A 12330-nucleotide genomic window follows, 5' to 3' on the forward strand; every position below is an offset into this window, starting at 1 on the left:
CCTCGATGGTCTTAAAAATGAAGCCGGTACGACAGTTCCAGCACGCGCGTGAGTCCCAGGGACTGCACGCCTGACTTGCCCAGGCCGAAGCTCAGGCGCAAATGGTCCGGGCCCAGCACGCTGCCGGCCAGCCCCAGGCGCAGGTCGTAGCCCGCGCCCAGCAGGCTGTGCCGGGTGAGGCTTACGCTCGCGAAGGGCCGCAGCGCGCGCGTGTGGTCCTGCTCGAAGCGCATGTTGGTGGACAGCCGCACGCCGTAGAACTGGAAGCTCTCGGGCAGGAAGTAGTCCAGGCCCAGGCTCGTGACGCCCGCGGGCGCGAAGCGCTGCAGGAAGTCCTGGCCCTGCTGGCCCAGGAAGAAGGGGTGGCGGCGCTCGAAGCGGTGGGTGGACCAGAAGGCGCCCCATTCCCACGTGGGCGCGTCCTGGCGGTAGGCGTGCGAGTATTCGATCGCGGTGTGGCGCCCGCGGCCCACCTCGGCGCCCGTCTGCAGGCGGTACTGCTCGCTCCACTGCGACAGCAGCAGGCTGTCCTGGCGCGTGGCCTGGTAGCGCAGGTGAGCGGCCACGCGCGTCTTCATGCCGCCCAGGCGCAGCGCCAGGCTTTCCTCGCTGGGCAGGTGCCAGCCCAGTTCGCCGCGCAGGGACAGGCGGTTGTCCAGGCGCTGCTCGTGCTCGATGGACAGGGGCGTGGTGTCCGCGTACCCCCGGCGGCTGGCCACGCGCAGCCGGGTCTCGCCGTCGGCATGGCCCCAGCGCAGCAGCGCGCCCGCGATGTCCTCGCCGGGTGCGTCGCGCAGCTGGTCGGGCGCCGTGACGCGGCGCTGGATGCGGCTCGCGTCCAGGTCCAGCGACAGGCGCGGGCTGATGGCCAGGTGCAGCCGGGCCTCGGCCTGATCTTCGTCGATGGCGCCCAGGTCGCTGTGCCGCGAGAGCATGCCGGCGTGGTCGCTGAAGGCCAGCAGGTTGTCCGTGAGCTGCAGGTGCAGCGGGTTGTCGTCGGGCTGGCTTTCCTGCGTCTCGAAGGCGGCGCTCTGCGCCAGGCGGATGTCGCCCACCGCGGCAGCGGTATTGACGCGGTCGTAGCGCGGCAGGCGCTCGTCGAATTCCTGCAGCAGCTGGCCCGCGGCGGCCTTGTCGTCCTCGGCCAGGGCCACGGTGATCTCGGCCCACAGCGGGCGATTGGTGCGCAGGCTGCGGCTGCGCGCGTACTGGTGCCACAGGAAGCCGCGTTCGGCCGTGTATTCGCCGGCGTCCTGCAGCCAACCTATGGCGGTTTCGGCCGCGGCGTTGGAGTAGCCGCCCTGGGCATCGCGATCCAGGCGCAGTAGCTCGCGCAGCACCTCCTGTGCAGGGTCGCCGGGCCTTTGCAGCAGGATCAGGCGCGCGCGGGCGACGCGCTGCGTGGCCTCCAGCCCTTCCTCGGTGAGCCAGCGCTGGCGCGCCTGCGCGGGAGTCAGGCGCCGGCCGTTCCGCCCCTCCTGCCATTGTTGCGACAGCAGGTGGCGGCGCAGGCGCCAGGCGCGATCCGCCTCCTGGTTCTGCTCCAGGGCATCGGCGTAGTTCATGAGCCAGAGGAAGTCGCCTTCGCGTTCGGCCACATGGGGGCTGAGGTAGCGGTGCAGCGCCACCTGGGGCAGCGACAAGGCCTGGTAGGCGGCCGCCAGCGCCTCATGCAGGTCCTCGTCCGCGCTCCAGGCCTGTTCGTGCGCGGCCAGCAGCCGGCGGATCGAGGCCGCGTCGTTGCTGTCGATGAGCAGCCACAGCAGTGCCTGGCGCATGTCGGAGGACGCCGGATCGATGGCCAGCCCCTCTTCGTAGTACTGCCGCGCCTCTGCGAACCGCCCGGCGTTGTGGTGGTAGCCGCCCACCAGGCGCAGGAATTGCCCCGAGCGGCGCATTCGGGCCAGGGAATGGCGCGCGGCGTCGGGGGTGGGGTCGAGCTGATCCAGGGCGTGCGCGAATTCGTTCCACTGGTTGCGGCTGGAGTACAGGGTCAGGGCCTCGATCAGGTGGCGCGGCTCATCGTGCTGCTGCCAGGCCAGCAGTGCCACCTTGGCGGCCTCCAGGGGCTGGTCCTGCTGCAGCAGGCCGATGAGTGCGTCGTAGTCCGCGACGTCGGCATGTTGCGCGTCCACCAGTTTGCGGTAGGCGGCAATGGCGAGCTGGTCGCGCGCCCGGCTCCTGGCCAGGTCGCCCGTGAAGCGCCACAGCTCGGCGGCCGCTTCAGCGGACGCAGGAGGGTGGTCCTGCACGGCCTGCAGCCATTGCAGGCCCAGTTCGGGCTGGCGGTGCTGCAGGGCCAGCACGGCGGCATGCATGGCGCGCTCGGGGGTGATCTGTGCAGGGTCGGCCAGCAGTTGCCGCCAGGTCTGCAGGGCCAGATCGGGCTGGCCTGCGCGTTCGGCCAGCTGCGCCAGCAGCTCCAGCGCCTCGGGGTCCTGCGCGTGCTGGCGCAGGTAGTCGATGGCGGGCTGGGGTTCACCCAGGCGTTCCTGCGCATCGACCAGGGCGCGCATCAGGCGTGGGTCGCCGGAGCGGCTGCGCAGCTGGTGGCGCAGCGCCTGCACCAGCGCTGCATCGTCGAACTGGCCCGGCGCCAGCCGCAACACGGCCTGCCAGGCGGCGTCCTGGTTCGTCTGGCGCGCCAGGACGAGCCAGTTCTCCAGCGCGATGCCGGGGCGCTGCGTCCACTCAGACACCTGTGCCAGGCGCTCGCGCCATCGCATGTCGGCGGGGTTCTGGCGCACCGCGGCGTTGGCGATGGTCCAGGCGTCCTCGAGCTTGCGGTTTTCCAGGAACACCTCGTAGCCCAGGGTGTAGGTCTTGTCGTCGAAGGGCAGGGCGGGCGAAGGCCGGGCGGAGGCCTTGTCCGCCACCTGCTGCGCGAGGCGCAGGGCCGGATGCACGAGCAGGTCGGCGCCATCGTCGAACACCGGCCCCGCCAGCGCGGCAGGCGGCTGCGGGCGCCAGGCGACGGGCCGCAGCGCGAAGTCCTGCTCGGCGCTGGCCCATTGGGTGGCCTGCCGTTCGAGCGCCATGCGCAGCAGGCGGCGCACGTAGTGCTCGGCCACGTCGGGGCGGCCTGCGGCGCGTGCCAGCTGCGTGAGCATGAACAGGGTCTGCGGGTCGTCGGCCAGGGGGCCCAGCTCGCGCTCGGCCAGCTCCAGGGCGGCCGCGGTCTGGTTGCCCGACCGCAGTGCGGCAATGGCCGCGCCGTAGTACGCCTTGGCCTGGGCTGGGTCGGGGGTGCTGTCGCGCGCGGACAGGTAGAGCTGCGCGCAGCCCTCGTAGTCGCCGCGCGCCAGCGCTTCCCTGGCTTCGCGCTCGTAGTACAGGGCGGCCTCGCGCGGGTCCTGCGGGGCTTCCCGGCGACTGAGTGCCAGGGCGATCTCCTGCTCGCCGAACTGACTGGCCAAGGCTGCCAGCCTATCCTGCCGCTCCTGGGGCCAGCCTTCCTGCGCCAGCTGGCGTATGTGCCGCCGCAGCCCATCGAGCAGCGCGAGCCGCCTGTCAGGCTCGCGGTCCGGGACATGCCGGTACTCGGAGTGGAGCAGGTCCCATTGCGCCCACAGCGCTTCCTTGCGCAATGCGGGGTCGGCCGAGTCCAGGGCGGGCTGCAGCGTCGTGCGCGCGCTGGCGGTGTCGCCATGGGCGATCTGGCGCTGCGCGAGCAGCAGGCGCAGGCGCGGGTTGTCGGGGTCGCTGCGCAGCAGGTTGTTCAGGTAGGCGGTGGACAGCTCGGTCTCGCCGCTCGTCGCCAGGCGCTGCTCCAGGTCCTGGCGCGGGTATAGCAGCCACAGCGCGCCGCACGCCATGGCGGTGAGCAGCGCGACGAGCCAGTTGGGCGCAAGGATGGGCCGCTCAACGCTCTGGGCAGAGGATCTGGATCTGGGCGGCGGCATCGGGCAGCTTGAACTGTTGCACTGCGGTGCGGTCCTGTGCGGCAGGGCGCAGGGCGGTGAGGGTGCGCTGGCCGGCGCGCACCTGGCAGGCCTGGGTGTTGGCCAGGGCAAACTCCAGCGGCACATGGCCCTGGAGCGTGAATTGCACGCGCCGGCCATCGCCCTCGGCCTGCCAGTCGACCAGGCGGGCGTTGGCGTCGTGCAGGTAGGGGGTGGCGGCCTCGCGGCCGTCCGTTTGCAGGAAGGCGGACGGTCCGCTCAGGTGCACGTACAGGCCTTCGCCGCCCCGGCGCCAGCCCGCCACGGCCTGGCTGGCGCCTAGCCGGGGCAGCCCCAGCGCCGGGGGCAGCCGCACGGTGCGCAGGGCGCCATTGCTGCTGCGCAGGCGCCAGCCCTCGCCATCGCGGGCCATGGCGTAGTCGTAGAAGTCCTGCACCTTGGTGACGAACTCGGAGGCGTGTACGGGGTGCAGGGGCTGCGCGAGGGCCCAGTCGTAGACTTTCTTCAGCGCCTTGAGCGCGGCGGGCTTGCTGGCCGAGTAGGTGTGGTAGTAGATGCCCACGGGCTTGATGCGCCGGGGGCTGTCCGTCATCTCGAAGGTCTCTATGGCGCGCTCGAAACCGTAGTACGGCCCCGTCCACAGGTTGGTGTAGATGTTCTCGTTGGTGATGGGGGCGTAGACCTGCAAGAACCCGCCCTTGCGGATGCCCAGCGCCCCCACGGCCGTGAGCGAGGGGTTGGCGCGGCTGATGGAGGTGTTGCCGCCGTTGATGTTCAGCAGCCCGGCGCGGTGGGTGATCTCCAGCGCACGGGCGCTGGGCGCCGTGTCGCCCGTCCATTGCAGGACCTTGACGGGCTTGCCGCTGGGCGCCAGGCGCTCGTTGATGTAGTGGCTTGAGCCCACGATCTCGCGCTCCAGGTCCATGGTGTAGCCGGGAACCACCAGGGACTGCGCCGCCTCCGGGTTCTCCTTGAAAAGACCGTGCTGCACGTTCGCGTCCCACAGGAAGGGGTGGCTATAGGTATGGCTGCCGACCTCGATGTGGGGCAGGCGGAACATCTTGCGCGCCACTTCCTCCATGCGCGGGCTCAGGCCGGGGTACAGGCCGTCGGGGGCCACCTCGGCTTCGATGACGGACATGGTCTGGGGGATGCGGTACTTCTCGAATATCTCCTTGAGCAGCACCTGGGCGGCCAGCGGGCTGCCGGGGAACTCCGCCAGCGAGGGAAAGCCGTCGCCGTCCACATGGGCCAGCAACAGGCGGCGGCCGTTCTCCGTGGTCGTGTCGGGCACCGGAATGGCGGGCAGGCGCAGGGCCTGCTGCAGGAAGGCGAAGGGATCGACCAGCCAGCGCGCGTCCTCCGTTCCGGGGATCTCGAACAGCACGTTGGGGTCGAGAATGAAGCCGCCCCAGGGGGTGATGGCGCCGCCAACGAAGGTGCGGCCGCGGGCGTCGCGCAGCTCCACCAGGGGCTGGGCCTGGCGCGCCATGTCGGGCGCCAGCTGCACCAGTTCGGTCTGCCGGGAGGGCAGGGGGAGCGGGTTCTCCAGCCCCATCATGGGGGCGAGCTGCACCTGGCGCAATGCGCCCTGGGGCTCGGCCCTGTCGAGCGCCAGCCCCAGGCTACGCGTGAGGACGCGGTCGGGCGCCATGCCCCAGTCGCCCACCACCGCCAGCGGCATGCCTTCGTGGATGCGCGCCTGCAGCCATTGGCTCAGGCCGGCGCGTTTCGCCGCAGGCACGTAGCCGGAGAACCAGCTCACCACGCCGGCATAGCGGTCGCGCGCCACCAGGCCGGGCAGGCTGTCGCGCACGTCCACGTAGTCCGTCACGTAGCCCATGTGGTTGAGCGGCATCTGCAGGAAGCGGTGGGCGTTGGCGTAGTTGAGCGCGGGCGATTCGCCGCCGTTGTAGAGCACCAGCACGCGCCGCGGCACCGGCTCGATGCTGCCCATGCCGATGGTCGCCAACTGCGCGTCGGTGACCCAGGGGATGAAGCCATCCTGCAGGATCCTTTGGGCTGTGGCGCGCGTGAGCGCCCGGTCGTGCGGCGAGACGTAGTCGATCACCAGCACGGGCAGGCCGTCGCGCTGCCGGACGGTGCGCAGCTGGTCCATGAGCCATTGCCGGTCCTGGTTGGGCACTTCCTCGTAGCGCCGGGTCTTGGCATTCCAGCGCTGGTAGAGCGATTCGGCGGCCACCATCTCGACCATGCCCCGCACCTGCGGCAGGATGTCGAAACCCCGGTTGAGGATGAGCCGGATGCCGGGGAAGCGCTGGTGCAGTGTCTCGATCACCCGCACAAGCCCCTGCTGCTGGGCCTGCTCGTCGAACGTGCCCGCCAGGCGGTAGGAGTCCAGCGTGTCGAGGAAGAACCCCCGAAAGCCCCGCTCCCACAGGGGGGCGACGACGCGGCTGGCGAAGAAATCGGGCCATGCCGCCACGCTCTGGTCGATGACCTCCGACTGCCAGTCCTGGTTGCGCGCCAGTTTCCAGTCCGCCGGGATGTCCGCGTGGTAGCCGCGCGAGGGCTGCACTTCGGTCACCGAGACATAGGCTACACCTTGGTGGCGGGCTCCAGCGCGCGGGCCTGGCGCGCCGCCTCGTGGTCGGGGTCCACCACCAACAGATCGAAGGCGCGGAACTCGCCCAGGGGGATTTCATGGCCGTAGTACAGCGCCACCGCGGGCGTGGCGGCCTGGGCGCTCCAGGCCAGCGGCAGCAAGGCCAGCCCCCATGCCAGGCGCGTGCACAACTGCAACAACTGCAAAAGGAAGCGGAAGGCCATGGGACCGGAAGGGGCTGCCAATAGGGTTTTGGAGGGCTTGCGTACCCAAAATTCGAATTGTATTGGGTGCAGAATCGTATCGATTGATTTCCCAATCCATCGGATTGTCACGTTTGTTAACACTGCGTTTGCCACAATCCCGACCAGACTTGTACGCATATAGGAGGGATCTGTGATCTTGGTGACCGGAGGCGCGGGCTACATCGGCTCGCACATGTGTGTGGCGCTGGCTCAGGCGAACGAGCCGTTCCTGGTATTGGACAACTTTGGCAACAGCCGCCCCTCGGTGCTGGAGCGCATCGGGCGCATCACGGGGCGCGAGCCCGAATGCGTGCGGGGCGACGTGCGCGACGCGGCGCTGCTGCAGCAGTTGTTTGCACGCCACGAATTCACGGCGGTGATCCACTTCGCCGCGCTCAAGGCGGTGGGCGAATCGGTGCGCGAGCCCCTGGCGTACTACGACAACAACGTCGCGGGCACGGTCACGCTGCTGCAGGCCATGCGGCAGGCGGGCGTGCGCCAGCTGGTGTTCTCGTCGTCCGCCACGGTGTATGGCGACCCGGCCTCCTTGCCGATACGCGAGGACTGCCCGCTCTCGGCCACCAACCCCTACGGCTGGAGCAAGCTGATGATGGAGCAGGTGCTGGCCGACGTGGACGCGAGCGAGCCCGGCCAGTGGCGCATTGCGCGGCTGCGCTACTTCAACCCCGTGGGCGCGCACGAGAGTGGCCTGATCGGCGAGGACCCGCAGGGCGTGCCCAACAACCTCATGCCCTATGTGGCGCAGGTGGCCTCCGGCCAGCGCGAGTTCCTGAACGTCTGGGGCAGCGACTACCCCACGCCCGACGGCACGGGGCTGCGCGACTATATCCATGTCTGCGACCTGGCCGAGGGCCACGTGGCGGCGCTGCGCTACCTACGCGAGCACCCGGGCCTGCTGACGGTGAACCTGGGCACGGGCCGGCCCGTGTCGGTGCTGGAGATGGTGCGCGGCTTCGAGCAGGCCAGTGGCCGCCCCGTGCCCTACAGGCTCGCCGAGCGCCGCCCGGGCGACGTGGCGGCATGCTGGGCCGACCCGGGCCTGGCCGAGCGGCTGCTGGGCTGGCGCGCCACGCGCGACGTGCAGGCCATGTGCCAGGATGCCTGGCGCTGGCAGGACGGCGTGGCGCGCACGCTGCAGCCGGCGTGAGCCGTGGTATCTTGCGCGCCCCAGCCGTAGAACGATTCCCATGCTTGCCAAACGCATCATTCCCTGCCTTGACGTGACCGGTGGCCGTGTCGTCAAGGGTGTCAACTTTGTCGAGCTGCGCGACGCGGGCGATCCGGTGGAGATCGCCGCGCGCTACAACGCGCAGGGCGCCGACGAGCTCACCTTCCTGGACATCACCGCCACCAGCGACGAGCGCGACCTGATCCTGCCCATCATCGAGGCCGTGGCCAGCGAGGTTTTCATCCCCCTGACCGTAGGCGGCGGTGTGCGCACCGTGGAAGACGTGCGCCGCCTGCTCAATGCGGGTGCGGACAAGACCAGCTTCAACTCCGCCGCGATCGCCAACCCCGACGTCATCAGCCAGGCCTCGGCCAAGTACGGCGCGCAGTGCATCGTCGTGGCCATCGATGCCAAGCGCCGCCAGGGCGCGGAAGTGGCCGAGCGCGGCGAGGGCTGGGATGTGTACAGCCACGGCGGGCGCAAGAACACCGGCCTGGACGCCGTGCAGTGGGCCGTGGAGATGGCGCGCCGCGGTGCGGGCGAGATCCTGCTGACCAGCATGGACCGCGACGGCACCAAGAGCGGGTTTGATCTGCAACTCACCCGTGCGGTGAGCGACGCCGTGGGCGTGCCCGTGATCGCCTCGGGCGGCGTGGGCAACCTGGACCATCTGGCCGATGGCGTGCAGCAGGGCGGCGCGGATGCGGTGCTGGCGGCCAGCATCTTCCACTACGGCGAGTTCACCGTGCGCCAGGCCAAGGAGCGCATGCGCGAGCGCGGCATCCCCGTGCGGCTCTGACGCCGCGAATGGATGCCAAAAAGGCCTGTAGCGCGCTTCCAGCAAGCGCTGTAAGCTATAAAAAAAGTAGCGAACATGGGCGTTGTAGCTGCCGATGACCGACAATGGACACCATGAACTGGCTTGATCAAGTGAAATGGGATGCGCAGGGCCTGGTGCCCGTGATTGCGCAGGAGGCCGCCACGGGCGACGTGCTGATGTTCGCCTGGATGAACCGCGAGGCGCTGGCCAAGACCGCCGAGCTGGGCCGCGCCGTGTACTACAGCCGCTCGCGCGGCAAGCTGTGGTTCAAGGGCGAGGAGTCGGGCCATGTGCAGCAGGTGCACGACATTCGCCTGGACTGCGACAGCGACGTGGTGCTGCTGAAGGTGACGCAGCTGGGCCACGAGCCCGGCATTGCCTGCCACACGGGTCGTCACAGCTGCTTCTTCAACGCCCTCCACAATGGCGCGTGGCAGGCTGTCGATCCGGTCTTGAAAGACCCCGAATCCATCTACAAATAAGAAGCCATGACCCGCACCGATACCCATGCCCCTCTGTCGCAGGACGCGCTTGCGCGGCTGGCCGGCGTCATCGAGAGCCGCAAGCCCGCCAACGGCGGCGACCCTGACAAGAGCTACGTCGCGCGGCTGCTGCACAAGGGGCCTGACGCCTTCCTCAAGAAGGTGGGCGAGGAGGCGACCGAGGTGGTCATGGCGGCCAAGGACTTGGACCATGGCGCTGACAAGGCCAAGCTGGTGTACGAGGTGGCCGACCTGTGGTTCCACTCGATGATCGCGCTGGCGCATTACGGGCTTGCCCCCGCCGACGTGATTGCCGAGCTGGAGCGCCGCGAGGGCATTAGCGGCATCGAGGAAAAGGCCCTGCGCAAGGCCGCAGCCCGCAGCAGCGAAGAAGGAGGTGCGTGATGAACAACGATATCGTCGACGTGGAGCCCAGCGAGCGGGCCGAATCCCTCAAGACGGTCGGATGGGTCAGCTACATCCTGCACCTGATCGTGGCCGTGGCGGCGGTGCTGCCGGGCGCGCAGCCTAGCGCCGCGCTGCTCATCGTCGCGCTGGTGATCGACCTGGTGAAGAAAAGCGATGCCGCGGGTACCTGGCAGGCCAGCCATTTCTCCTGGCGCGTGCGCACCGTGATCTGGGCCGGCGTGCTGTACGCGGTCACTGCGCCGCTGTGGCTGGTTTTCTTTTTCCCGGGTTGGGTCGCCTGGGGCCTGATCTCCATCTGGTTCCTCTACCGCATCGTGCGCGGCATGGTGGCCATGAACAAGGGGCAGGCCATCGATGCCTGAGCAGGGCGCGCCGCAGCGGCTCAACCTCGCGCTGCAGGGCGGCGGCTCGCATGGCGCGCTGACCTGGGGCGTGCTGGATGCGTTGCTCGAAGACGGCCAGTTCCTCATCGACGGCGTGAGCGGCACCAGCGCCGGTGCCATGAATGCCGTTGCGCTGGCCCACGGATTCGCCCAGGCCGCGCGGGAACACAAAGACCCGCTGGAGGCGCACCGCGCCGGCTGCGAACTGGCGCGCGCCACGCTGGCGCGGCTGTGGGAAGGCGTGGGCACACTCGGCAGCCTGACCTGGGGCATCCCCTTGCCCGGTGCCGGGCCGCTGCTGGGCATGATGTCCCACTGGCTGTCGCCCTACCAGACCAATCCGCTGGACATCAACCCCCTGCGGAGGGTGCTGGAGCGCGAGGTGGACTTCGAGGCCCTGGCTTCTGCGCGTGTGCCGCAGTCCACCACTGTGCCGCAGGTGTTCGTGTGCGCGACCAATGTGCGCACCGGGCGCGGGGAGATTTTCACCGGCAAGCGGCTCAGCGCCGATGCCGTCATGGCTTCGGCCTGCCTGCCGCTGCTGTTCAAGGCGGTGGAGATTGACGGCGAGCATTACTGGGACGGTGGCTATTCCGGCAATCCCGCGCTGCACCCGCTGATCTACAAGACCGACTGCGCCGATGTGCTGCTGGTGCAGATCAACCCCATCGAGCACCAAGGCGTGCCCGACAGTGCCAGCGAGATCATGGAGCGCATGAACGAAGTCACCTTCAACGCCGCCCTGCTGTCCGAGCTGCGCGCCATCGAGTTCGTGCGCCGGCTGCTGGCCGAAGGCAAGCTGGACGCGCGCCGCTACAAGAGCGTGCGCATGCACCGCATCGATGGTGGCGCGGTGCTCGAGCCGTTCGGAGCCGCCAGCAAGCTGCGGGCGGACCTGGCCTTCGTGCGCCGCTTGTTCGACCTGGGCAGGGCGGCCGGCCAGGACTGGCTGCAGGCCCACCGGGCGGACGTGGGCGTGCGCACCACGGTCAACATCGCCGACAATGCGTAACCTTTCCACTGCCTGTTGACCGCCTTTTCGCCCTCCGCCATGCAGCACGACCCGAACTGCCTCTTCTGCAAGATCATCGCCGGCCAGATCCCCTCGAAGAAGGTGTACGAGGACGAGCGGGTGTTTGCCTTCCACGACATCCACCCCTGGGCGCCGGTGCATTTTCTCGTGGTGCCCAAGGTCCATCTGCACTCCATGGCGGCGGTCACGCCCGAGCACGCGGACCTGCTGGGGCACATGATGACGCTGGCGCCCAAGCTGGCGCAGGAGCAGGGCTGCAACCCTTATCCGGACGGAGGATTCCGCATCGTGGTAAATACCGGTTCCGAGGGCGGCCAGGAGATCCACCACCTGCACATGCACGTGATCGGCGGTCCCCGTCCCTGGCTCAAGGGGTAAGTCGGCGCGCCTGCAGCCGCCGTGAAGTTGCTAGGGATATGAGGGGCCCGACATATCCGCCGTCTAGAATGGGCCGTATTCGTTAGGAGATTTTCATGGGTTCGTTTTCCATTTGGCACTGGCTCATCGTGCTGCTGATCGTCGTGATGGTGTTCGGCACCAAGAAGCTCAAGAACATCGGCTCCGACCTGGGCGGCGCGGTCAAGGGTTTCAAGGACGGCATGAAGGATGGCGCCAGCACCGATGACTCGGCCACCACCAGCGCGCCCGCGGGCCAGGTGACCAACAACAGCGCGGCTGCCGACAAGACCACGATCGACGTCGAAGCCAAGCACAAGAGCTGAACGCCCACGCCTTTCCTGCCTGAGCGTTCCTCATGATCGACATTGGCCTGTCCAAGATGGCGCTGATTGGCGCCGTGGCCCTCATCGTCATCGGCCCCGAGAAGCTGCCGCGCGTCGCGCGCACGGTGGGCACCTTGCTGGGCAAGGCGCAGCGTTACGTGGCCGACGTCAAGGCGGAGGTCAACCGCTCCATGGAGCTGGACGAACTGCGCAAGATGAAAGACACCGTGGAGAACGCGGCGCGCGACGTGGAGCAGACCATCCACACCAGCGCCAGCGATTTCCAGAAGGACATGGAGCACAGCCTGGGCGACGCCTCTGCTTCCGGCAGCACCTACGGGGTGGACCAAGGCCTGTCCACCGTGGTCCCGGCGTACAAGCACCCAGCCAAGAACTGGCGCCTCAAGCGCGGTGCCATGCCCCAGTGGTACAAGGCGCGCGCGGGCGTGCGCACGCGGGTGCAGTCAGGCGCGGCGCGCGTGGCACGGTTCCGCCCCCAGAAATTCCATTGATCCCCTGATGGGCTGCGCCCCGCGCAGCCCGCGCGGGCCATGATCCC

General features: G+C 69.0%; 12 protein-coding genes. 9 read left to right on the top strand and 3 right to left on the bottom strand.

Features of this window, described 5'->3' with window-relative positions; genetic code table 11:
* Positions 1-11 precede the first annotated feature (11 nt).
* From K2L43_RS04020 to K2L43_RS18975, 3 genes are read right to left on the bottom strand one after another with little or no spacing between them, the layout of a single operon-like run.
* A complete protein-coding gene (locus K2L43_RS04020; RefSeq protein ID WP_246867474.1) occupies positions 12-3902 on the bottom strand; it encodes a tetratricopeptide repeat protein in 3891 nt (1296 codons plus the stop codon).
* The gene (locus K2L43_RS04025) at positions 3862-6450 is read right to left on the bottom strand and encodes a bifunctional glycoside hydrolase 114/ polysaccharide deacetylase family protein (protein WP_255580523.1); all 2589 of its coding nucleotides are present in this window, start codon (positions 6448-6450) and stop codon (positions 3862-3864) included. Before K2L43_RS04025 ends, K2L43_RS04020 begins: the two co-directional genes overlap by 41 nt.
* An 11-nt stretch (positions 6451-6461) precedes the next feature.
* A complete protein-coding gene (locus K2L43_RS18975; RefSeq protein WP_255580524.1) occupies positions 6462-6692 on the bottom strand; it encodes a hypothetical protein in 231 nt (76 codons plus the stop codon).
* A gap of 172 nt (positions 6693-6864) precedes the next feature.
* Here K2L43_RS18975 and galE point away from each other — a divergent pair, with 172 nt between their 5' ends.
* The 9 genes from galE (at position 6865) to tatB (ending at position 12283) form a co-directional block, all read left to right on the top strand.
* On the top strand, positions 6865-7881 hold the full coding sequence (galE, locus tag K2L43_RS04030) for a UDP-glucose 4-epimerase GalE (protein ID WP_013721471.1): 1017 nt from the start codon (positions 6865-6867) through the stop codon (positions 7879-7881).
* Between the two features lie 40 nt (positions 7882-7921).
* Positions 7922-8701: an imidazole glycerol phosphate synthase subunit HisF gene (gene hisF, locus K2L43_RS04035; RefSeq protein WP_220638564.1), complete on the top strand. Its 780-nt coding sequence runs from the start codon at positions 7922-7924 to the stop codon at positions 8699-8701.
* A 104-nt stretch (positions 8702-8805) separates the two neighbouring features.
* A complete protein-coding gene (gene hisI, locus K2L43_RS04040) occupies positions 8806-9204 on the top strand; it encodes a phosphoribosyl-AMP cyclohydrolase (protein ID WP_199856220.1) in 399 nt (132 codons plus the stop codon).
* A gap of 6 nt (positions 9205-9210) precedes the next feature.
* Positions 9211-9609 carry a phosphoribosyl-ATP diphosphatase gene (locus K2L43_RS04045; protein WP_011804226.1) on the top strand — a complete coding sequence of 133 codons (399 nt, stop codon included), beginning with the start codon at positions 9211-9213 and terminating at the stop codon, positions 9607-9609.
* Positions 9609-9995 (top strand): membrane protein, encoded by a 387-nt coding sequence (locus K2L43_RS04050; RefSeq protein ID WP_011804227.1) that lies wholly within the window; start codon positions 9609-9611, stop codon positions 9993-9995. Before K2L43_RS04045 ends, K2L43_RS04050 begins: the two co-directional genes overlap by 1 nt.
* On the top strand, positions 9988-11028 hold the full coding sequence (locus tag K2L43_RS04055) for a patatin-like phospholipase family protein (protein ID WP_011804228.1): 1041 nt from the start codon (positions 9988-9990) through the stop codon (positions 11026-11028). The genes K2L43_RS04050 and K2L43_RS04055 overlap by 8 nt, the downstream gene beginning before the upstream one ends.
* Before the next feature lie 39 nt (positions 11029-11067).
* Positions 11068-11427, top strand: coding sequence for a histidine triad nucleotide-binding protein (locus tag K2L43_RS04060; RefSeq protein WP_012655729.1), 360 nt, complete (start codon positions 11068-11070; stop codon positions 11425-11427).
* 95 nt (positions 11428-11522) lie between these two features.
* Entirely contained in the window at positions 11523-11771 is a 249-nt protein-coding gene (gene tatA / locus K2L43_RS04065; protein ID WP_012655730.1) for a Sec-independent protein translocase subunit TatA, read from the top strand.
* 32 nt (positions 11772-11803) lie between these two features.
* A complete protein-coding gene (gene tatB / locus K2L43_RS04070; RefSeq protein WP_012655731.1) occupies positions 11804-12283 on the top strand; it encodes a Sec-independent protein translocase protein TatB in 480 nt (159 codons plus the stop codon).
* Positions 12284-12330: the final 47 nt, after the last annotated feature.

Origin of the sequence: Diaphorobacter sp. MNS-0 (assembly GCF_019602835.1) — a bacterium.
Classification (GTDB): domain Bacteria; phylum Pseudomonadota; class Gammaproteobacteria; order Burkholderiales; family Burkholderiaceae_C; genus Diaphorobacter; species Diaphorobacter nitroreducens.